A 20942-nucleotide genomic window follows, 5' to 3' on the forward strand; every position below is an offset into this window, starting at 1 on the left:
CTGCTTTCACGAATGTATATTTTGTTCTAGCCCTTTACATTTTTCGCAAAAACTTGCTGTTTGCTCATTTCCGCAAATTGTAAACTCAAGAAATTTACTCTTTAACTCTTGAACCATCTTCGTCCCAATCCCCACATGACGGTGAGACGGGTTCACACTCAAATGCTGAATTTCTAATACTTGATTCTCTTTTTTTACAATCCCCATTATTCCAACAAAATCTTCATTTTCTTTCCACAAATACAATTGCCAATCATCTTTTGCTTCATATTCTTTCATTGTCAATTGTAATGTTTTCACATCTTTTTCAGTTGGCATAAACGAAAGAAGCCCCATTGCAATTTTTTCATAACTTTTTTTAAAACGAATTAACATAACCCTTATCCCTTCTTACAAAAGTTACAAACTAGTAATCCCCTCAATCACTCTTTTCATATCACATTCATTTTACAATATTTTCAACAGAGTGAGAAGAGTCTAAAACAACTTGATAATCATACAAAGCGAAAAGAAGAAAGTCAAATCTATGTTTCAGCACTATTCCTTTAATAAATAGAGTTAAAAAAAGAAAATTTTATATGGAATGGAAAGAAACATATCATTCAACAGCACTTCATTTATAGTTACTCTAAAGCAGCACAATTCTAGCAAAATTAATATAACAAAAAATATTTATTGAAACATATAATGTAATGTATTCTATGTAATTGGTTAAAGGTTTGTTCTCACAAACAATATATTTTAGCAACAATACTACTTGTATGATGAGCTGTAGAAGTAGTACTCAATCTCATTAAAAATAAAAAAGAGAGCAAAAGCTCTCTTTTTCCTTACCTTATTCTTCCCAAACTTTAACTTCTTTCATTACATCGCCTTGACGCATTTTTAATACTGTTTCAATACCGCTTGTTGCTTTACCGAATACAGTATGAACACCATCTAAATGCGGCTGTGGCTCATGAACGATAAAGAATTGGCTACCGCCTGTGTTACGGCCAGCGTGAGCCATAGAAAGTGATCCTACAAGGTGTCTATGAGGGTTTCCATCAGTTTCACATGGAATAGAGTAACCTGGGCCACCTGCACCTGTACCTGTTGGGTCTCCACCTTGGCTTACGAAGCCAGGAATAACACGGTGGAATGTAACACCGTCATAAAATCCTTGCTCTGCTAATTTTTTAAAGTTTTCTACTGTTTTCGGTGCTTCTTCTGGGAAAAATTCCAAGTCGATTTTTTCACCGTTTTCCATTAATATGTATCCTAAAGTTTTCATACGTATATGTCTCCTTTCAACTATCTCAGCACTATATTACCACATTCATGACTAGAAACAAAAAGAATCCGACAATCTAGATACTTCTTTTTTGAAATGTGGAAAAAGCTAGGTGACAAATAAGAAATATATACTATAATAACTTTGTTGCCCGAAAATTTTAGAAAGAGAAAGGGAGCGATTTTTCGTGAAAACGAAATTACTAGCTCTGCTATTAGCTGTAACGGTATTTATGATGCCAACAGCTTCGTTTGCAGACATCATCGAGGGAGAATCAATTGTTACATTAGGAGAGAACTTATCTGAACAACAAAAACAAGATCTGTTAAAAGAAATGAAAGCACCGAAAGATGCTACAATTATTACTGTATCTAATGCGGAAGAACATAAATTTCTAGAAGGCATTGTTCCAAAAGCACAAATTGGTACGAGAGCAATTTCTTCTTCTATGATTACATACACAAAACCAGGATCTGGTCTTATTGTACGATCAAAGAACATTAACTGGGTAACAGATGCAATGTACACTAACGCTTTGATTACAGCAGGTGTAAAAGATGCAGAAATTCAAATTACTGCACCTTTTAAAGTTTCAGGAACTGCAGCTTTAACTGGATTAATGAAAGCATACGAAACTGCGTCCAATAAACAAATTCCTGAAGAAGTTAAAAAAGTAGCGAATGAAGAAATGGTACAAACAGCCCAGCTTGGTGATAAAATTGGTGAAGAAAAAGCAGTTCAACTTGTTGCAAAAATTAAAGAAGAAATTGCAAAAGAACAGCCAAAAACAACAGAAGATTTACGTTCATTAATTAAAAAAATTGCTGATCAACTCGGCATTACATTAACAGATGAACAGTTAGATAACTTAGTATCGTTATTTGATAAAATGAAAAATCTTAATATCGATTGGAATCAAGTTGGTAGTCAATTAAACAAAACAAAAGAACATGTTTCTGCCTTTTTAGGATCTGAAGAAGGGCAAAGTTTTCTAGATAAAGTGAAAGATTTCTTCTCAAGTATCATTGATTTTGTTAAATCTTTATTCAAGTAAAAAAGAAGCCCGCCAATGACGGGCTTCTTTTTTATACAAGTAACGGTAATTTCATAACAGCCTCTTCAACCGAACGCACTATATGATTTGCTTTCTCCTTTACATATGGATGGGCATGATGAAGAGTAAATGAATGCGGGGTTACTTCAAACATAGAAATATCATTGAAAGAATCTCCAATACAAGCAACTTCATTTGCTTCAATTTGCAAATGATCCATTAGTCGCTTTAGAGCACTCCCCTTACTCACGCCTCTTGGCATAATATCAACATAGCGTTTACCTGATATAAAAACTTCCGCTTCGCCTTGAAACGTATCTCGTAGCTCTTGATCTAACGTCACAATTTTCTCTTCTTCTCCAAAAACAAACAATTTTGCAGGGTGTACAGTCTTACCAAACTCTTCTTCTAACGCTTCAATTTCAGCGATATGCACGCCCATATACGCTTCAAAATTATGGTGATGTTCATTCTTCCTTTTTGTATATCGCTGCTCATTTGCACAAACAATATCCGCTAGTCCTTTTTTATGTATATATCGATATATTTCCTGGGCAACCACATTTTCAAAACTCGATTCATGAAATAAATTTCCATCCGGAAGTAACATTGTCGCTCCATTTAAGCCAGTTGTGTAATATGGGAATGCAAACCTTTTTACAACTTCATCAATTCTGTGTGTAAAGCGGCCAGAGGCAAAACAAATATTTGTCCCTTTCTCAGCTAACCAACACAGCGCACGTTCATCTTCTTTTTGCATATGATTCACATCGTAAACGAGCGTGTCATCTAAATCACTTACAAATAATTTAATCATGTCCTCTTCCCCTTCCATACACAATATCTACTCTAAGTGTACACAAAAAATGTTTGATTTTTGTTAAAAAATAATAAATTTTTGCTAAAAAAAATAAACGGGTGTATAATCCCGTTTATTTTTGTCTTTTTACATTTTGAGGTCTTACAATACTTGGTCGTACTTTTAAACTAGACATCGTTGGACGGAGTAAAATTTTTGTTAATGCGCCCCAATCAAATGGTAAAAACGGCCATAAATAAGGTGTTTGTAAACTTTTTATAGACGTTAAAAATAAAATTAATATCGTCATACCAATTACAAATCCCATCTCATGGAAGAGGCCTGTTAAAATAATAACAAACAATTTCCCAACCTTATTCCCTAATCCTAATTCATAACTCGGTGTTGCATATGCACCAATCATCGAAACTGCTACATACAAAATTACTTCTGGCACAAACAAACCTACATCAATTGCAATTTGACCAATTAATATAGCGGAAATCAACCCTGCTGCAGACGATAACGGCGTTGGAGTATGAATGGCTGCCATTCTTAAAAACTCAAGTCCGACCTCTGCCATTAACACCTGTAATAAAATTGGTAAATGCGTCATCTTAGTCGGTCCAATAAAAGCAAGATTTGCTGGCAAAAGAGTTGGATCAAATACAAACACTAACCAAAATGGTAATAAAAATAACGAGAATATAACACCTAAAAAGCGCACCCAGCGTAAAAATGTACCGACAGCTGGATTTTGTCTAAACTCTTCCGCGTGCTGTAAATGATGAAAATATGTTGTCGGTGTAATCATAGCACTTGGCGATGTGTCAACAAGTACTAACACATGTCCTTCTAGTAGATGATTTGCTGCTACATCTGGCCTTTCTGTATATCGAATAAGTGGAAATGGGTTATAGCTTTGCTTTACAACAAATTCTTCTACTGTTTTATCCGCCATCGTAATTCCATCTACATCGATGTTATTTAATTCTTGTTTTATAATCTTTACTAAATCTGGATTTGCAACATCTTGAACGTATGTAATGCAAATATCCGTTTGTGATCTATCTCCTACTCGAACCATTTCATTTCGAAGACGTGGATCTCGAATTCTTCTACGGATTAATGCTGTATTTACAACGATATTTTCAACAAATCCATCCCTTGCACCGCGTACTACCTTTTCGGTATCTGGTTCTGTCGGCGTTCGCCCTGGATAACTACGAACATCGATTGCAAACGCTTCCGTTTCACCTTCCACAAATATCACGATGAGTCCTGATAATACTTGGAGCATTACCTCATCCATCGTTTTCACTTTACTTACTTGTTGATGGATTAAGCGATTCTCTAAAAGCTTCACTGTATCTTCTTCTACATCCCTTATCTCATTTGTATCCACCGCTTCTTCTAAAATAGGGATAATATAATTCGTATCACAAAGTCCGTTTACAAATAACACACCAATTTCTTTATTCAAAATTTGAAATTTACGAATGCCAACATCGTATGTAACGCCTAGCCCAACTGTCTGCTTTAAATAATTTTCATTGTCACTTATGAAAGTTGATATAGGGATATCCACTTTTTTAGGCTTCGTCATAAAAACCACTCCTTTCCAAAATTAATTGAATTGCTTTCTTCGTAATAGGTGATCCCCTCTCCCATTCATCATTTCCACACATCTTACCAATGTCACCGACTCCAACGATGACAGGAACATTCAAGTCATCTAAACAATAAATTGTATCTCCGCTAATTCTGCCAATTTCGCCATCTGGAAGTCCAAATTTATCAACACCGTATTCGGTTAAATTCCCGTTCCGATCTACACTTACATCTACACGTGCCCATTCCCAATGATGCGTATTAGACGCTACCGCTAAAATACCGAGCACATCAATTTGTTTATGGGTAGCCACATATTTTAAAGCCTTTTCACCAGATCCTTCTCCAATAAATCCACTGTCATCAAACATGACAAATACAGGGTCATATGGCGTTTGCATAATAAGCTCAACAACTTTTTTCCCTGTCAATTTGGTTGGATTACTTTGTGATGCTGAAATACACCTTCCCCCAAATTCCTTCGTTAAAAGCTCAATTGTCCGCTTTGCATATTCATCTCCATCTGTGACCAAAACAACCCTTCGTCTCATTTGATTTATCCTTTCGGTTTACATATAAGTGCTATAAAAAACGAAAACAATATCGCTGCGGAAATGCCCGCAGACGTTAAACTAAACATGCCAATACCAATTCCTAAATATCCATGTTTTTCTGCTGCATGCATTGCTCCGTGCAATAGTGAATGTCCAAAACTTGTAATAGGGACTGTTGCTCCAGCACCTGCAAACTTTATTAGTTTATCGTACAATCCAAATCCATCTAAAATTGCTCCGATGACTACAAAAGTTGCCATTAAATGAGCTGGTGTTAACTTTACGAAATCTAACAATAGTTGCCCAATTAAACAAATAACTCCACCTACAAGAAATGCATATATAAAATCCACAATTCACTCTCCTTTAACTCTCTCAAATACGACACCATGTGCAATTGTTGGAATCGTTTCCTTCTGTTGCATCATCATCGGGCTTAATAATGCACCAGTCGCAACGACAAAAATTCGTTGTAAATTCCCTTTTTGCATCTCGTGTAATAAATGACCATATGTGACAACTGCTGAACAAGCGCAACCACTACCACCTGCAAACACTTCTTCTTGACTTGATTCATAAATCATCAATCCACAATCATTGTATATATGCCCAAGATCATAACCTTCCTCAAGTAAAAGTTGTTTCGCAATCGGCGTCCCAACAGCTGATAAATCACCCGTAACAATCAAATCATAATCATCGGCACTTCTTCTTAAATCTTCAAAATGTTGTTGAATTGTATGAGCTGCTGCTGGAGCCATCGCTGCCCCCATATCCAAAGGATTTGTAATTCCTAAATCTTGCACTTTTCCAATTGTAGCTGACGTAATTTTAATTGCACTTTTTTTATTGCTAATTAATATAGATCCTGCACCAGTCACAGTTGAATTTGCTGTCCCTGGCTTTTGTCCACCGTACTCTGTTGGATAGCGAAATTGTCTTTCAGCCGTTGCATTATGACTACTTACTGTCGCTAAGACACGATTTGCAAATCCACCGTCTATAAAAGCTGAGCCAACTGCTAAAGTCTCCATAGACGTCGCACAAGCGCTAAACATTCCTAAAAAAGGAATGCCCCACTTACGCGCAACATAATTTGCTGTCACTGTTTGATTTAATAAATCTCCCGCTAAAAAGAAATCAATTTGCGATGTTTTTATATTCCCTTTTTGCACTGCTTGTTGAATTGAGTCTGACATTAATCTTCGTTCGGCAAGCTCCCAATTTTCTTCTCCACAATGCAAGTCACCATATGAAATATCAAATTTTTTCCCGAGAGGGCCCTCAGCTTCTTTCGGACCGACAGCAGTACCCGTTGCATTCACATATATATCATTTTGAAATACCCACGTTTGTTTTCCGGTCAACCTCATACTAGCCCTCCTTTAAGACATAAAAATTTTAAAGGTATACCTTATTAACCCAATGATATATGCACCAACAACCCCAAATACAATCACACTTCCTGCCAGTTTAAACATATTTGTAGCAATCCCTAGAACAACCCCTTCGCTCTTATGTTCTAAGGCAGCGCTCGCCATAGAATTTGCAAATCCTGTTACCGGTACCGCTGATCCTGCTCCAGCAAATTGACCGATTTTATCATATACACCACACCCTGTTAAAATCGCGGATAATAAAACAAGGGTTGCAACAGTTGGGTTTCCTGCCTCTTGTTCACTGAAGTGAAAATAATGTATATAAAATTTCATCAATACTTCTCCAACTGTGCAAATGAGTCCACCTACAAGAAATGCTTTGATACAATTTAGTAAATAGTTTGGCTTTGGATGATACTCCTTCACTTTATTTATGTAATCATCCTTCAATTTCTGACTTGTCATTTATATACTGCCTCCTACTTTACGAAATAAATCCAGTGAAACAACGATCCTATTACTTTTCCAAGTACAAGAGCAACGAGTAAAACAATAATCTTCCCCTCTACCCCTACTCGTTTCGCTAAAATAGGCAGAACATTTAACACCTCTGTTAATGCCGCTGCAAGCATTCCGATGAATGTGCCACAAAATATCCCTAATATAACGAGCCAATACTGCGACGTTTGAAATGTAATGTTTTTCAAACTGCACCAAGCCCCTGTTAAAGTACCTGCAATGACTGCCCACTCAAAATATTGAATATGCTTTCCACTTCTCGTTAATTGGGCTAAACGGGGGATTATACCAAGTACAGCTAAAAATGCGACATATCCGCTACCTACCGCAATCCCTCCAGCTAAACCAATTAAAATAACAAATCCAGACTCAATCATCGGCAAGTTGTTTCATATTATCCTTGTTTTCATTAACGATTACATACTGATCAAGTGACTGTTGGTATTGAAACATCTCAACTTCTAACGGACTCGGCTCTTCATTAATTCGCTTTTGAAATACATGATTAAAAAATAAAACCATCCCTAAGCCAAGACCTAAAGAATAAGGGATTTGAAATAAAAGTGGTTGCGCATTAAATTCTCCAGTAATCATGTAATATAACCGTTGATGTACTTGTTGCATACTTACATCTTCATGGAAATAAATGATCGCAAGGGCCGCTCCAATGAACAGTAACAGCCATACAAGCCCGAAAAAAATTGGGTGTGTCTTCTTTTTTTCGTATATAATTTCAACAAGAGTTTGTCCAGAACCGAGTAAATTAATTTGTACATGAGATGCTTTCTGTTGAATAATCTCAATTACTTTCATAACATCAATTACAACATGCGTCTTATCATGCGCTGTTATTTTGTAAACTATCTCATTTTGTAACAACTCAACTACGGAAGAATCTCCGGCAAGTTGAGCAACATCGCCCAGCTTTACTTCATAAGTAGGAGAAACTTTTAAACGATTGCGCATTTTAATATAAATCGTTTGTTCCAACTTTCATTCACCCCTTCACTCTTCCTCGTAGTTGTAGTATGGTTATTGAATTTTTTTCTAATACAATTTTTTCATAAAAAAACATCTGCACCATTTCGGTACAGATGTTTTTTACTTATGCCTTTTTCTTAAATAAGTTTACAATACTTAATGCAAGCCCTCCCCAAATGACTACTATTCCAATAACCATCATCATAATCGCTGATCCACTCATTATGAAACACCTCGATCTTTCCATTCTTTTTCAAGCTTGGCAGAATCCGAATGAATTTGTGCATCCCATTTTTTCAGGCCAATGATTATTGCAACTATGAGGAATGCTGCTGCTATCGACCAACCATACGTTACAACAAACTCAGTCGGATAATCTCCGTAGTTCTTTTTAATATTTTGGATTGTACCATCAATTAGCATATACCCTAACATAAGCGGAGTAATAACGAGTAAACTCACTCTCCAAAACGTTCCTAATTTAATATCAGATACGAAGTTTGCATGATTTTGATAAACTGGTAAACGGCGTAAAATGAGCCCTATCGTAACTACTTCCGCAAGTGCAATTGTAATTAATCCGAAATTATTAGCGAAATAGTCGACAACATCTAAGAACATAAGTCCACCACGTGTTGCAAAAACAAGAGAAACTAACACGAGAAGGGTTCCCATAATTCCAATAGTTTTTTCCCGACTTAAACTGAATTTTTCAGATACAGCGGCAAAGCATACTTCCGCGAGTGAAATAAGTGATGTAATTCCAGCAACCGTTAACGATAAGAAAAATAAAACACCAAACAACGGTGACATCGGCAATTCATTAATAATTTGGGGAAATACTACGAATGCAAGCCCAACGCCAGCACTTGCTACTTTATCAACCGGTACTCCCATATTATTTGCCATAAATCCAAGAGCTGCAAAGACCCCAATACCTGCTAATAATTCAAATCCTGAGTTTGCAAATCCAGTAATAAAGGCATTATTTGTTGTATCCGAGTTTTTCGGTAAATAACTAGAATACGTAATCATAATTCCAAATGCTAAAGATAAACTAAAGAATATTTGACCGTAAGCAGCAAGCCATACTTTCCCATCAAAAATAAGACTCCAATCTGGTTTAAAGAATGCATCTAGTCCTTGCATAGCACCTTCCATCGTCACTGCACGAACAACGATAATAAGGAACATAACAACTAATAAAGGAATAAATATACGGTTAACAACTTCGATTCCTTTTTTAACTCCTTTAAATGCAACGCCAAGCACAATAATCCAAACGAGAGCTAACGGAATTAATACTTCTGGTACAAGTCCTCCAAATTGTCCTGGCTTATCTGCAACATGTAAGTACTCTTTAAATAAAAATGATTGCGTGTCTTTTCCCCATGCTCCAGTAATTGCAAAGTATGTATACGATATAGACCAAGCAATAATCACTGCATAATATGTTGAAACAATAAATGTTACGCACATTTGCCACCATCCAATAAATTCTGCACGCGGGCTAATACGGAAAAATGTAAGTGGTGCTGAGCCACGATGACGATGACCAAGGGCAAACTCAAACGCTAACAATGAAATACCAGTCGTTAATAATGCAAATAAATACGGTAAAAAGAATGCTCCTCCTCCATTTTCATACGCTGTATAAGGAAAACGCCATATGTTTCCTAATCCAACGGCAGATCCGACCGCTGCGAAAATAAATCCAGCTCTCGTTCCCCATTGTTGCCTCGTTTCCATGTTTCCTTCCCCCTTTATGACAAGTTCATACTTGGATTATATTTTAAATTGACTAAATTATCAATAAATTCTGTTAATTTTTGCGAAAATTAACATCTCTCTCCTATTAACGGCATAAAAAAATCGAATAGACAATTATTCGTCTATTCGATCTTTCATCTGTTTTAATATTTTCTTTTCAAGTCTTGAAACTTGTACTTGCGAAATGCCTATGCGCTCGGCTACTTCTGACTGTGTTTGATCTTTATAGTAACGTAAGTATACAATTAAGCGCTCTCGTTCATCTAGTTCTCTAATCGCTTCTTTTAAAGCGATTTTATCGAACCATTTCGTTTCAGATTGATCTGCAATTTGATCTAAAATAGTGATTGGATCTCCATCGTTTTCATATACAGTTTCATGTATAGATGAAGGGGCCCGGCTCGCTTCTTGTGCTAGAACAACTTCCTCTGGCGTTAGTTCTAGTGCCTCTGCCACTTCATTAATCGTTGGAGCCCTTCCGAATTCTTTCGAAAGCTCATCTCTCATCTTTCGAATTTTGTTTCCTGTTTCTTTTAAAGACCTACTAACTTTCACTGATCCATCATCGCGTAAGAAACGTTGTATTTCACCAATAATCATTGGAACTGCATATGTTGAAAATTTCACGTCGAAAGATAAATCAAATTTATCTACCGATTTCAAGAGCCCAATACATCCAATTTGAAATAGGTCGTCTGGTTCGTATCCTCGATTAAGAAACCGCTGTACAACCGACCAAACGAGGCGCATATTACTTTGAACGATTGTATCTCTCGCTTGTTGATCTCCATCTTGACTTTTTTGAATTAACGCTTTTAGCTCGTGGTCCTTTAACTGAGGTTTCTTCTTCTCATTTTTGACCTCTATGTCCATAGGCTATTCTCCTTAATTGCATAGAGCGTTACTATTTGATAAGTATTTTGTCAAATGGATTGTTGTCCCGAAAGATTCGTTTGAAATAACTTCTACTTCATCCATAAAATTTTCCATGATAGTAAATCCCATTCCGGAACGCTCTAATTCAGGTTTAGTTGTAAAAAGGGGTTGTCTCGCTTCATCTAAGTTAAAGATTCCAATCCCTTCATCTCGAATCGTGAGTTTCACCATTGCTTCTTCCAAAATTACAGAAATATAAACAATACCTTCTGCATTTCCTTCGTATCCATGAATAATTGCATTTGTAACCGCTTCTGACACAACTGTTTTAATCTCCGTTAATTCTTCCATCGTTGGATCTAGTTGTGCAATGAAAGCCGCCACTGTAACGCGAGCGAATGATTCATTTTGACTTAATGCTGAAAATTGAAGGTTCATTTCATTTCTCATCTATGCCACCCCCAACGTCGCGAGCGCGTGCGCTTCACTTTCTTCTAAGCGAACGATTTTGAATAAGCCCGACATTTCAAATAAACGCTTAACAGGCGGTGAAATTGCACAAACAACCATTTCTCCACCTAATCCCTTTACGTGTTTATATCGGCCTAATATAACACCTAGACCAGAACTATCCATAAACGATAAGTTCTCTAGGCTCAAAACAATATGATGAACACCATGTGTCTCAATCATATCTGTTACTTTCGTTCGCAACTCTTCAGCCGTATGATGATCTAATTCACCCTCTAGTCTCACACATAGGACGTCACGTTTTACTTCTAATTGCATGGAAAGACTCACACGATTTCCTCCTTATGCTCAAACTTTACTTATTCACATACATAAAGATTTTCGTGATACAAAATAAGAATCCTTCCTGCTGACAAAAGAAGAACTATTTCGTCATAAAGTGAAACCTTTCAGCATTATTCACTTACATACGAATAGAAAAGCGGCAAAATATTTGCCGCTATTTTGATGTTGAAAACATCCCAAAACTTCTTTTAAATAACTCCCACCAGCTCGCTGCAGCAACATCTTCTTTTGCTACAATTGTTTGTTTTAATAAAACATCTTTATCTTTTTTAATAACAAGGGTGCCAAGCGCGTCACCTTTTTTAATCGGTGCTTTTACTTTCTTTTCAGCAATTACTTCTTGTTTTACCTTGTCCATATTCTCGCCCTTCTTCATAAGAAGAGAAACATTATCTGACGCAACTAAATCTACTTTTTCTTTTTTCCCTTTTCCTACTTGAACTGTCTTAATTTTTTCGCCGCGCGTATACAATTTCTTTGTCATATATTGTCCAAATGCATAGTCAAGAAGCTTTGTCACTTGGTTGTTCCGTTCTTTTGATGTTGGTGCTCCCATGACAACTGAAATGACACGCATACCATTTTTTTCAGCCGATGCTGTTAAACAATATTTCGCTTCTGTCGTAAAACCTGTTTTTACTCCATCTACGCCAGGATAAAAACGTACTAGTTTATTCGTATTAACGAGCCAAAACTTTTTATCCGTATCTTCACGTAAATAATCTTCGTACTTACCTGTGTATTTACGAATAAGTGGATACTTCATCAATTCTCTCGCCATTATAGCCATATCATTTGCTGTCGAATAATGGTCTTTGGCCGGAAGACCTGTTGGGTTTTGAAAATGTGTATTTTTCAGCCCTAAATCTTTCGCCTTTTTGTTCATCATATTTACAAATCCTTCTTCTGAACCTGCGATGTGCTCGGCTACCGCAACAGATGCGTCATTTCCAGATGCAATTGCAATACCCTTTAACATCTCATTTACAGTCATCTCTTCCCCAGGTTCTAAAAAGATTTGCGATCCACCCATTGAAGCTGCATGTTCACTCGCTCTAACTTTATCGGTCAGTTTTAATTTTCCTTTTTCAACTTCTTCCATAATTAAAAGCATTGTCATAATCTTTGTCATACTAGCAGGTGGTAATTTTTCATTTGGGTTTTTATCAAATAAAACTTTACCTGTATCTTGCTCAATTACGATTGCTGACGACGCTTGTTCCGCTAACTTCGGCGTTGTTTCTTCTGTTTTCTCTGGCTTCGTTTTCTCAGATTGCGCGAAACTCACTGAAGTTCCAGAAAGCAATAACATGAAACAAACAAGTATTCCAAAAACTCGCTTCATGACTAACCCTCCATTCTATATCAGACCTATTTTTTCCAATTTATCTTTTTTTAATACCAATTTTTTCTATTATTTTCAGTTGACAAATACATTCGTCCCCTATATTGTATTAAGTGTATTACATATAGTAGTACACTTAATACATATGAGGAAGGAGACATTGCTCTTGCATATTCAACTTGACCCAAGAAGCAACACTCCGATATGGGAACAAATTGTTCAAAATATAAAAGAACTCGTATTGAAAAGCATGTTGGCTCCAAGTGATAAACTTCCTTCTGTACGCGAACTCGCTTCTTTACTCGTTATAAATCCAAATACAGTGAGTAAAGCGTATCAAGAGTTAGAGCGACAAGGAATTATTGAAACGTTACGAGGAAAAGGAACATTTGTATCCCAATCGATTACCCCAACATTAGACGAAAGGAAAATCGCTATGGTTGAAAAGCAATTTCATCAATTACTATTAGAAGCCTCTTATCTTGGTGTTACGAAAGATAAAATTCATGATTGGATAGATTCATACTATAAAGAGATTGGAGGAAATACGGATGCTGAAAGTGACAAGCTTGAAGAAAACAATTGATACTCAAACAATTTTAGACGATGTTTCTTTCACATTACAAAAAGGTAGTATCATCGGGTTACTTGGAAGAAACGGCGCGGGAAAAACAACTTTATTACGAACGATGGTCGGCATTTTAGACCCAGACGAGGGAACTGTTACATATGAGGATATCGACATTCATAAGAATCCTGAAACGAAACAAAAAATCGTATATGTTCCGGATTCTACTAACATACTGAACGGTTATACAGTAAAAGAAATCGTGAAGTTTTATAAAGCAGTTTATACAGCTTTTGATGAACCATATTTCTATGAACTACTAGAACATTTCAACTTACCAAATAAACGAATTCGTAGTTATTCAAAAGGAATGAAAGCACTGCTTGCCATCATTTTAGCTGTTGCTGCAAAAGCAGAATATATTATTTTAGATGAACCAACAAACGGACTTGATCCTATCGTTAAAAGACAGATTTTACAGTTTCTCGTTGGAGAAGTTGCAGAAAAAGAAATTACCATTTTCATCTCTACCCATCATTTAGATGAAGTGGAACAAATTGCAGATACAATCATTATGTTAAAAGGACATACTGTAGCATCTATTACGTCACTAGACGATGCAAAATCACAATTTGCAAAAATACAAGTAGCTTACGAGCGTTCATTACCTCAAAAACTAGAAAACTTAAGCAATATTAAAATATTAAATCAAACAGGAAAAGTATATACAATCTTAATTGAAGGAAATGTGACTACAACACTCGAGAAGTTTTATAAAGAACAACCACTGCTCATTGAAGAATTAACAATGTCACTTGAAGATGTCTTCGTTACGACACTGGAGGAGGATGGATATGTTTCATAAAGCGTTATGGATGTGGAATTGGAAGCGTGGGAAATATGCTGCGTTACTATTCTTCTTTAGTTCGCTTTATCTTCTATCTCTCGGATACTATAGAAGTGCTCAGATGGAACTCGATAAATATTACGAATTACAAGAAAAAGGGGAACAGTATTATTATTTTTATACCTTTTCTGCACGAGATGGTAATAGTTTTTGGTTAACTGTTCTTATCATTGCTTTAGCCTGCTTATTGATAGGATGGGAACGTAGCAACCAATCTAATACACTACTTATGACGATGCCATTTAAAAGAAAACATGTTTTCTTATCTAAATGGGCTTTCGGTTCCTTCTGTATTGTGAGCTCGTTACTTATAAATTGGATTATTATGTATGTTATTTATAGAACAACTATCCATTTTGATTATCAATCATTTAGTCCACTTCACCGATACTTTCTTTATGCGATAGTTTCTTATGTTGCAGTCTATACAGCTGCTCTATGTATCGGTACTTTTACTGGAAGTATTGTTTCACAGGTCATTTTTTGCATTCCATGGCTACTAATGGGCCTTACATTTATTCCACTAGTGTACACTTTTACACTAAACCATTTAGAGGCTACCGATACTAAAAATAATAAATTAGATCAACAACTATATGAAATCAATCAAAAAACAAATATAGTTGTACCAATATATCGCTTTTCTATTGATTATAACTATCAGCCAGATTCTCGGAAGAGGGACAACGATCCAACTACTTTAAGAAATCCAGCATCTCACGTATATTATTCAGCCAAATCAATGTTAGTCCCTATTTTCTATACAATATTTTATTTACTACTTGGGACATATTTATATGTGCGTTCACCAAATGAAAATAGTCAAAGGATATTTATTTTCCAAAAACATTTAAAAATATGTATATGGGGGACAACGATTTACTTTTCATTACTAGGTGGCTATAAAATCAATCAATTTTATTTCTTACCTAACTACTATATCAGTTTGTTTCTCGCTGGAATCATTACTTATGTTGTATTATCACGCCTAACAAATTATAAAGTTTTTTAAAGGAGAGATCCTATATTTCAAAAAGCACTATGGCTAAGAACGTATCAACAAAGTAAATATGTTGTATGGTTATTTTGGCTCGTCAGCTTCTATAGTTTGTCATATAAATACTATATGACTTCTATTCAACAGCAACACTTTCTAAATGACAATAAAAAATGGAACTATGTATATCATTATCACTTTGATTTAACACTTTTAGATCCTATCATGCTGTTAGGTAGCATACTGACCATTCTAGCTTGTACGTTAATTGGATGGGAAAGACAAAATAACGCTAGCGACTTGTTATGGTCTATGCCCTTTAAACGTTCACACCTTTATATAACAAAGTGGTTGTTTGGAATCTGTAATATCGCCGCTGTTGTCATTTTAAACTGGGGGCTATTTGCTATTATGAAAAGGTTGACTTTTCATAATAAATATCAAGTATTTTCACCGTTTCATAGTTACTTTATATATATGTTAATTGTATTAATCGCTATTTATACACTTGCCTTATGTATAGGAACAATCGCTGGAAATGTGATATCGCAAGGATTTCTTACTGCAGCTATATTAATCTTCCCAGCGTTACTTCCATCTCTAATATCAGGAGTCATTGCTGTTCACTCGAGTGCCGACTTTCATGAGAACAATGGCATTATACATGATGTTATGGAAAACATACGTATTTCTAGTCCAGCAGAAGATTTTACTATTAACTTTAATTATGATCCACAAAGCGCTTATACTGATCAAAATGGAGTACGTCATAACGAACCAAACTTTACAAAGATTCCGCCGGCAAAAACATTGATTGCACCTATTGCACATATACTTATTTTATTACCACTCGGTATTTATTTATATGCCCGTTCAATCAATGAGCGAAATGGTAACTATCTATTATATCCAAAGTTACAAAAGTTAGTAATGGCATGCGCTATTTTCTTTGGTGGGATCGTTGGAGGTTTAATACTAAGTCGCGCGCACTCATTGTCCAGCTTTTACATCGGATTTTTAATAACTAGTTTCATTACGTATTTCTTCCTACCTAAAATATTAAAATGGAAAGTCTCTTGGAATTTCAAATAAAATAACCTCCTCTCGATGAGGAGGTTATTTCACATTCTCTCTCCTATCCCCATACACCATCTCTTCTTTCATTCCAAATCCATCACCATTTTGCACAATTTGCTCTGTCGGGGCAACTACACTTTCGGCAATTTTCCATTCCCCACGCTCTTTTACGAATACTTGTAGAAAATAGTTCATGCCATCTAATTGATATGCATTTTCTTTTTTCACATTATAGTGAATCGCAATGTAGTACACTTGAATGTTTTCTTTCCCTATTTTTGATACGTATTGCGATAGTCTCGGTATATAAAGTGCTGCTTTCTGAAAAGATAGTTGCTTCGCTTTAACAAGCGATGAACTTGTTACATTACGTAATGTGTCCCGATTACGAATATTATCGCTATGGTGAAATAATACTGCGTTTTGCATAGAACGAACCCATAATTTCGAATATAAGACTGTATTATCATTTTCAATGTACTTCACTTCTTTTCGCACTACTTGGATAGGCGTATCTGCGTACGTGAATGTTTGAAAACAGAAAAAACCACCAAATAAAATGGTAAGTGCAGCAATATATTTCATAATCTTTCCTCCGATCTTTTAATTAAAGTATCGGAGTTTCAAAATATTTTTATTCAAAAGAAAAAGGATAGGAATGCTTTCGCTTCCTATCCTCATTTATTATAATACGCGGCCAAATAGTTCTAAGACCATTTCTATTTCTTGGTCGCTCCAACCTTTAAATCTCTCTTTATAATATTCTTTACGCACAGCTTCAAGTTTTTCAGTTACTTCTCTTCCGTGCTCTGTAATTTCTAAGTACACGATTCGACGATCTGAATTAGAACGTTTTCTTTCTACTAATCCTTTTCGTACGAGACGATCTGTAACAGCTGTAATATGACTGGAGGTTACGTTTACTTCACTCGCAATTTGCGAAGCCATCTGTGGACTGTTTAAAAATAACGCACGTAATACAGAAAATTCATTATATGGCATATGTTCTGCAAAACGTGTATTAATATCATTTTGTAATAAACGTATCATTTTTCGAAATGATGCAGATAAATCTAAAATCAGCGTTTCTCTTTTTTCGTTCAATAGCCTCGTCCCTTTTTTATCATATTTACACATATTATAATCTATAAATACCTATGTTGTATATGCTTTCTTTCCTCAACATTCTCATTTATGTAACTTTTTTCATATAAATTTCTTTTTTGTTCACACATATACATATAAAAAGGATGGTGATGGAAAATGCAGGGTGGAATGAATCCTTATTTACACAACGTACGCACTGCTAATACTGGTAAAGAAGCTACTATTACTGTACAAGGAGAAGGTGTTGTAAAAGCAAAACCGAATGTTGTTATATTAACACTCGGCATTCGAACAGATGATAAAAATGTAAAACAGGCTCAAGAAGAAAATGCAGTGCAATCCAAACAATTGTTGGATGCACTTAAACAGCTTGGTATTGCCGATAAAGATATAGAGACGATTTCTTATACAATTACTCCTCAATACGAATATGTAAATGATAAAGCCTTGCTGCAAGGATACCGCGTGGAGCATTTGTATGAAATTACCGTTTTAAATGTACAAAAAGCTGGGGAAGTATATGATATAGCCGTTTCAAATGGTGCAAATGTAGCAAAAGGTTTACGTTTCCGAGTATCTCATCCAAATAAATATTATGAGCAAGCTCTCATTCAAGCTCTGCACCAAGCAGTAGAAAAAGCTCGTGCTATTGCGAGTACATATAATTTAAATATTAATCCTGTTCCCCTCTCATTCGTTGAAGAATCTGCCCAATTACCAAGGGAGGTTACGTCTTATGCTACTTTACATGCGCAAGCAGCTCCACCCATTCAATCGGGAGAGTTAGAAATTATTTCAACAATACGGGCAATTTTTACGTATTTATAAATAATTTCATTTATAAGTAAACGTTATCATTTTCCTTGTTGTAAAAACATGATGTTCTGATATAATAAAGGACGGTGAGCTCTTACGAAAGAGATATCACGGGTGGGAGAGGGATATGAAAAAGAAGGTTTAACATGAAAGGAATACTTGAAAGAACATTTAAATTAGGTTTACACGAAACATCACCAAAACAAGAAGTTTTAGCTGGAGTTACGTCATTTTTCACGATCGTATATATTATGATTGTAAATGCATCAATTTTATCCGATGCTGGCATTCCTCTTGAAGCTGGAATTTTAGCAACTGTTTTCAGTTCATTTGTCGGATGTCTACTCATGGCATTTTGGGCAAATGCACCTGCTATTCTTGTCCCTGGTATGGGTGTAAATGCATTCTTCACGTACACAGCTGTGCATACGCTTGGACTAACTTGGCAAGAAGCATTGGCTGCTGTCTTTATCTCTGGTATTATTTTTGCAATTGCCGCTTTTACACCAATCGCTCGCGTGCTATCAGTATCAATTCCAAAGTCATTAAAGGAAGCAATTACTGTCGGCATCGGATTATTTTTAGCGTTTATCGGATTGCAAAAAGGTGGCTTAGTCGTTTCGAACCCAAATACTGCTGTTGCAATGGGTAAATTAAGTAACCCTGTCGTTCTTGCGACCGTGCTTACTCTTATCGTTGCACTTGTACTATTTATTCGTAACGTACGTGGAAACTTTTTATGGACGATTGCAATAGGAACTGGTATTGCATGGCTATTTGGCCTTGTTGATACAAGTCAAATCGGAAATAGTTCATTCTCATTCGCTAATTACGGGGATGTGTTTGGAGCTATGTCATTTGGCAAACTTTCTTCCTTACCGTTTTGGATTGCAACATTCTCCTTAAGCATGGTGCTTATTTTTGAGAACATGGGACTTCTGCACGGTTTATTAGAAGATGACCGTAAATTCCCACGTGCTTACCAAGCCAATGCAATTTCAGCAATGACATGTGGTCTATTTGGCACAAGCCCTACCGTATCAACAGTAGAGAGTGCCGCAGGTATTACTGCAGGCGGAAAGACAGGTCTGACGTCTATCGTTACGGGGTTGTTATTCTTTGCATCATTGTTTGCACTTCCGTTTGTCAAACTAATTCCTGATAGTGCCATTGCACCAATCTTAATTATTATTGGCGGCCTGATGATTACAAGCATTCAGCAAATTCCTCTGAACGATTTTTCAGAAGGATTTCCAGCGTTCTTAATTATCGTCATGATCCCGCTCACATATAGTATCGCTGATGGCATTGCGTTCGGATTTATTGCTTACCCTATCTTAAAAGTTGCTCTTGGAAAGCGTAAAGAAGTCGCACCATCTATGTATATCATTACATGCTTATTCTTAGCTATGTTTGTATTACATGCTATTGGTTGAAAAAAAACACCGAGGAAATCCTCGGTGTTTTTTTACTTAAACCATCCTTTTTTATAAAACCAGGCCATCATTCCGCCGCCAATTAATGCCATTAGAAGAAGACAAATAAAATAACTATATTGTCCACCAAGCTCTGGCATATGCGTAAAGTTCATTCCATATACTCCCGCAATAAATGTTAATGGCATGAAAATAGTCGAGAATACAGTTAATGTTTTCATAATGTTATTCATATGATGTGAGTTTAATGAAAAATAACTATCCCGAATATCCGCCGTTAACTCTCGACTTGCCTCAATCATTTCCGTAAGTTTAAGTAAATGATCATGTATATCTTTAAAATAAATCTCATGATCACTTATACCGTAAAAACGAGTGGAATTCAAAATACGATACAATAAATCACGCATTGGAATAATTGTACGTCTTAACTTAGATAAATCTGCCCTAATATCAAATACTTCTTCTAGTACGGCTCCTGCTGTCTCACCTGTTAAATTATCATCAATCGCATTTAAATGATCTTCAATGTAATATACAGGTGCGAAATAATCATCTACAATTTGATCAGTGATCGTATGTGCTACATGTAAAGGTCCTTTCTTAATCCGCCTCTTCTCACCAAGTGTTTTCCATACTCTTTCAATTGCATTATTATGAGAAAAATGGAAAGAAACAATATAGCGATCACTAACAAACAAATCAATTTCATGTGGTTCTAGCCCATCTTCTCCAAACGCGTGAAGAACTAAAAAGTTATATCCATCATAAAAATCAACTTTTGGCCTCTGTACGTATTCTAGACAGTCTTCAATTGCAAGGGGATGGAACTTAAAATGGTCTTGCAGAATATATGTATACTCTTCTTTCGTTGGCTTATATAAATCTAGCCAATACCATACAATATGGTCTTTCTTTGTTTCTTCTAGAGAAACATCATATAATACTTCATCTGTTTTTGTTACTGCACAAATTCTAATCATAATTTCACCCATTATTATTATAAACAAAAAATAGTAAAAAAAGCCAAGGAGAAATTGAACTGCACCCCAATTGT

The 20942-nt window shown here is 35.8% G+C and carries 26 protein-coding genes; 7 read left to right on the top strand and 19 right to left on the bottom strand.

Going from position 1 to position 20942, the window contains the following annotated elements; translation table 11 throughout:
* Positions 1-6 precede the first annotated feature (6 nt).
* The gene (gene ribT, locus DN401_RS19145; RefSeq protein ID WP_000908401.1) at positions 7-375 is read right to left on the bottom strand and encodes a GNAT family N-acetyltransferase RibT; all 369 of its coding nucleotides are present in this window, start codon (positions 373-375) and stop codon (positions 7-9) included.
* A gap of 460 nt (positions 376-835) precedes the next feature.
* Positions 836-1273: a peptidylprolyl isomerase gene (locus tag DN401_RS19150; RefSeq protein ID WP_000853782.1), complete on the bottom strand. Its 438-nt coding sequence runs from the start codon at positions 1271-1273 to the stop codon at positions 836-838.
* A 187-nt stretch (positions 1274-1460) separates the two neighbouring features.
* Between DN401_RS19150 and DN401_RS19155 the strand changes: the two genes are divergently transcribed.
* Positions 1461-2327 (top strand): DUF1002 domain-containing protein, encoded by an 867-nt coding sequence (locus tag DN401_RS19155; RefSeq protein WP_149287901.1) that lies wholly within the window; start codon positions 1461-1463, stop codon positions 2325-2327.
* Between the two features lie 31 nt (positions 2328-2358).
* Here the strand turns inward: DN401_RS19155 and DN401_RS19160 are convergent, their stop codons facing one another.
* The 14 genes from DN401_RS19160 to dacF all read right to left on the bottom strand — a co-directional run bounded on the left by DN401_RS19160 (position 2359) and on the right by dacF (position 12977).
* Positions 2359-3162, bottom strand: a complete 804-nt coding sequence (locus DN401_RS19160) for a Cof-type HAD-IIB family hydrolase (protein ID WP_002000777.1) — start codon at positions 3160-3162, stop codon at positions 2359-2361.
* A gap of 97 nt (positions 3163-3259) precedes the next feature.
* Positions 3260-4732 carry a spore germination protein SpoVAF gene (gene spoVAF, locus DN401_RS19165; protein ID WP_000165595.1) on the bottom strand — a complete coding sequence of 491 codons (1473 nt, stop codon included), beginning with the start codon at positions 4730-4732 and terminating at the stop codon, positions 3260-3262.
* On the bottom strand, positions 4719-5288 hold the full coding sequence (spoVAEA, locus tag DN401_RS19170; protein ID WP_001254415.1) for a stage V sporulation protein SpoVABEA: 570 nt from the start codon (positions 5286-5288) through the stop codon (positions 4719-4721). The genes spoVAF and spoVAEA overlap by 14 nt, the downstream gene beginning before the upstream one ends.
* A 5-nt stretch (positions 5289-5293) precedes the next feature.
* Entirely contained in the window at positions 5294-5644 is a 351-nt protein-coding gene (gene spoVAE, locus DN401_RS19175; RefSeq protein ID WP_000345916.1) for a stage V sporulation protein AE, read from the bottom strand.
* A gap of 3 nt (positions 5645-5647) precedes the next feature.
* Positions 5648-6664: a stage V sporulation protein AD gene (gene spoVAD, locus DN401_RS19180; RefSeq protein ID WP_001241167.1), complete on the bottom strand. Its 1017-nt coding sequence runs from the start codon at positions 6662-6664 to the stop codon at positions 5648-5650.
* Positions 6665-6676: 12 nt separating this feature from the next.
* Entirely contained in the window at positions 6677-7135 is a 459-nt protein-coding gene (gene spoVAC / locus DN401_RS19185; protein ID WP_000203810.1) for a stage V sporulation protein AC, read from the bottom strand.
* Between the two features lie 14 nt (positions 7136-7149).
* On the bottom strand, positions 7150-7566 hold the full coding sequence (spoVAB, locus tag DN401_RS19190; protein WP_000572936.1) for a stage V sporulation protein SpoVAB: 417 nt from the start codon (positions 7564-7566) through the stop codon (positions 7150-7152).
* Positions 7559-8179: a stage V sporulation protein AA gene (locus DN401_RS19195; protein WP_000438369.1), complete on the bottom strand. Its 621-nt coding sequence runs from the start codon at positions 8177-8179 to the stop codon at positions 7559-7561. The genes spoVAB and DN401_RS19195 overlap by 8 nt, the downstream gene beginning before the upstream one ends.
* A 115-nt stretch (positions 8180-8294) precedes the next feature.
* Positions 8295-8393 carry a methionine/alanine import family NSS transporter small subunit gene (locus DN401_RS19200; RefSeq protein WP_000016828.1) on the bottom strand — a complete coding sequence of 33 codons (99 nt, stop codon included), beginning with the start codon at positions 8391-8393 and terminating at the stop codon, positions 8295-8297.
* The gene (locus DN401_RS19205) at positions 8393-9919 is read right to left on the bottom strand and encodes a sodium-dependent transporter (RefSeq protein ID WP_000450081.1); all 1527 of its coding nucleotides are present in this window, start codon (positions 9917-9919) and stop codon (positions 8393-8395) included. Before DN401_RS19205 ends, DN401_RS19200 begins: the two co-directional genes overlap by 1 nt.
* A 135-nt stretch (positions 9920-10054) precedes the next feature.
* Positions 10055-10813, bottom strand: a complete 759-nt coding sequence (gene sigF, locus DN401_RS19210) for an RNA polymerase sporulation sigma factor SigF (protein WP_000350729.1) — start codon at positions 10811-10813, stop codon at positions 10055-10057.
* A 12-nt stretch (positions 10814-10825) separates the two neighbouring features.
* Positions 10826-11266: an anti-sigma F factor gene (gene spoIIAB / locus DN401_RS19215; RefSeq protein WP_001243398.1), complete on the bottom strand. Its 441-nt coding sequence runs from the start codon at positions 11264-11266 to the stop codon at positions 10826-10828.
* Positions 11267-11617, bottom strand: a complete 351-nt coding sequence (spoIIAA, locus tag DN401_RS19220; RefSeq protein ID WP_000059135.1) for an anti-sigma F factor antagonist — start codon at positions 11615-11617, stop codon at positions 11267-11269.
* Positions 11618-11786: 169 nt separating this feature from the next.
* On the bottom strand, positions 11787-12977 hold the full coding sequence (dacF, locus tag DN401_RS19225) for a serine-type D-Ala-D-Ala carboxypeptidase DacF (protein ID WP_000831981.1): 1191 nt from the start codon (positions 12975-12977) through the stop codon (positions 11787-11789).
* 166 nt (positions 12978-13143) lie between these two features.
* Between dacF and DN401_RS19235 the strand changes: the two genes are divergently transcribed.
* From DN401_RS19235 to DN401_RS19250, 4 genes are read left to right on the top strand one after another with little or no spacing between them, the layout of a single operon-like run.
* Positions 13144-13563, top strand: a complete 420-nt coding sequence (locus tag DN401_RS19235) for a GntR family transcriptional regulator (RefSeq protein ID WP_000548045.1) — start codon at positions 13144-13146, stop codon at positions 13561-13563.
* On the top strand, positions 13529-14410 hold the full coding sequence (locus DN401_RS19240) for an ABC transporter ATP-binding protein (protein WP_000922165.1): 882 nt from the start codon (positions 13529-13531) through the stop codon (positions 14408-14410). The genes DN401_RS19235 and DN401_RS19240 overlap by 35 nt, the downstream gene beginning before the upstream one ends.
* Positions 14400-15464: an ABC transporter permease gene (locus tag DN401_RS19245; protein WP_000468523.1), complete on the top strand. Its 1065-nt coding sequence runs from the start codon at positions 14400-14402 to the stop codon at positions 15462-15464. The genes DN401_RS19240 and DN401_RS19245 overlap by 11 nt, the downstream gene beginning before the upstream one ends.
* A gap of 12 nt (positions 15465-15476) precedes the next feature.
* A complete protein-coding gene (locus DN401_RS19250; protein ID WP_000486538.1) occupies positions 15477-16541 on the top strand; it encodes an ABC-2 transporter permease in 1065 nt (354 codons plus the stop codon).
* A gap of 24 nt (positions 16542-16565) precedes the next feature.
* Here DN401_RS19250 and DN401_RS19255 read toward each other — a convergent pair whose 3' ends face one another.
* Complete coding sequence (locus DN401_RS19255) at positions 16566-17111, bottom strand: hypothetical protein (protein ID WP_000873774.1); 546 nt, start codon at positions 17109-17111, stop codon at positions 16566-16568.
* 99 nt (positions 17112-17210) lie between these two features.
* The gene (locus tag DN401_RS19260; RefSeq protein ID WP_001003307.1) at positions 17211-17630 is read right to left on the bottom strand and encodes a MarR family winged helix-turn-helix transcriptional regulator; all 420 of its coding nucleotides are present in this window, start codon (positions 17628-17630) and stop codon (positions 17211-17213) included.
* Positions 17631-17789: 159 nt separating this feature from the next.
* On the opposite strand from DN401_RS19260, the gene DN401_RS19265 reads away from it, so the two are divergent.
* Together DN401_RS19265 and DN401_RS19270 are read left to right on the top strand one after the other, a co-directional pair.
* Complete coding sequence (locus DN401_RS19265) at positions 17790-18461, top strand: SIMPL domain-containing protein (protein ID WP_001161449.1); 672 nt, start codon at positions 17790-17792, stop codon at positions 18459-18461.
* 134 nt (positions 18462-18595) lie between these two features.
* A complete protein-coding gene (locus DN401_RS19270) occupies positions 18596-19885 on the top strand; it encodes an NCS2 family permease (protein ID WP_000676248.1) in 1290 nt (429 codons plus the stop codon).
* 32 nt (positions 19886-19917) lie between these two features.
* Here the strand turns inward: DN401_RS19270 and corA are convergent, their stop codons facing one another.
* Positions 19918-20880 (bottom strand): magnesium/cobalt transporter CorA, encoded by a 963-nt coding sequence (gene corA, locus DN401_RS19275; RefSeq protein ID WP_002026281.1) that lies wholly within the window; start codon positions 20878-20880, stop codon positions 19918-19920.
* Positions 20881-20942 lie beyond the last annotated feature (62 nt).

This window comes from Bacillus sp. BF2-3 (assembly GCF_008368795.1).
Lineage (GTDB): Bacteria > Bacillota > Bacilli > Bacillales > Bacillaceae_G > Bacillus_A > Bacillus_A cereus.

Excerpts from the sequence above, each read along its gene's own strand:
- ribT (WP_000908401.1), bottom strand. The coding sequence starts at position 375 with ATGTTAATTCGTTTTAAAAAAAGTTATGAAAAAATTGCAATGGGGCTT.
- DN401_RS19150 (WP_000853782.1), bottom strand. The coding sequence starts at position 1,273 with ATGAAAACTTTAGGATACATATTAATGGAAAACGGTGAAAAAATCGAC.
- DN401_RS19160 (WP_002000777.1), bottom strand. The coding sequence starts at position 3,162 with ATGGAAGGGGAAGAGGACATGATTAAATTATTTGTAAGTGATTTAGAT.
- spoVAF (WP_000165595.1), bottom strand. The coding sequence starts at position 4,732 with ATGACGAAGCCTAAAAAAGTGGATATCCCTATATCAACTTTCATAAGT.
- spoVAEA (WP_001254415.1), bottom strand. The coding sequence starts at position 5,288 with ATGAGACGAAGGGTTGTTTTGGTCACAGATGGAGATGAATATGCAAAG.
- spoVAD (WP_001241167.1), bottom strand. The coding sequence starts at position 6,664 with ATGAGGTTGACCGGAAAACAAACGTGGGTATTTCAAAATGATATATAT.
- spoVAC (WP_000203810.1), bottom strand. The coding sequence starts at position 7,135 with ATGACAAGTCAGAAATTGAAGGATGATTACATAAATAAAGTGAAGGAG.
- spoVAB (WP_000572936.1), bottom strand. The coding sequence starts at position 7,566 with ATGATTGAGTCTGGATTTGTTATTTTAATTGGTTTAGCTGGAGGGATT.
- DN401_RS19200 (WP_000016828.1), bottom strand. The coding sequence starts at position 8,393 with ATGAGTGGATCAGCGATTATGATGATGGTTATTGGAATAGTAGTCATT.
- DN401_RS19205 (WP_000450081.1), bottom strand. The coding sequence starts at position 9,919 with ATGGAAACGAGGCAACAATGGGGAACGAGAGCTGGATTTATTTTCGCA.
- sigF (WP_000350729.1), bottom strand. The coding sequence starts at position 10,813 with ATGGACATAGAGGTCAAAAATGAGAAGAAGAAACCTCAGTTAAAGGAC.
- spoIIAB (WP_001243398.1), bottom strand. The coding sequence starts at position 11,266 with ATGAGAAATGAAATGAACCTTCAATTTTCAGCATTAAGTCAAAATGAA.
- dacF (WP_000831981.1), bottom strand. The coding sequence starts at position 12,977 with ATGAAGCGAGTTTTTGGAATACTTGTTTGTTTCATGTTATTGCTTTCT.
- DN401_RS19240 (WP_000922165.1), top strand. The coding sequence starts at position 13,529 with ATGCTGAAAGTGACAAGCTTGAAGAAAACAATTGATACTCAAACAATT.
- DN401_RS19245 (WP_000468523.1), top strand. The coding sequence starts at position 14,400 with ATGTTTCATAAAGCGTTATGGATGTGGAATTGGAAGCGTGGGAAATAT.
- DN401_RS19255 (WP_000873774.1), bottom strand. The coding sequence starts at position 17,111 with ATGAAATATATTGCTGCACTTACCATTTTATTTGGTGGTTTTTTCTGT.
- DN401_RS19265 (WP_001161449.1), top strand. The coding sequence starts at position 17,790 with ATGCAGGGTGGAATGAATCCTTATTTACACAACGTACGCACTGCTAAT.
- DN401_RS19270 (WP_000676248.1), top strand. The coding sequence starts at position 18,596 with ATGAAAGGAATACTTGAAAGAACATTTAAATTAGGTTTACACGAAACA.
- corA (WP_002026281.1), bottom strand. The coding sequence starts at position 20,880 with ATGGGTGAAATTATGATTAGAATTTGTGCAGTAACAAAAACAGATGAA.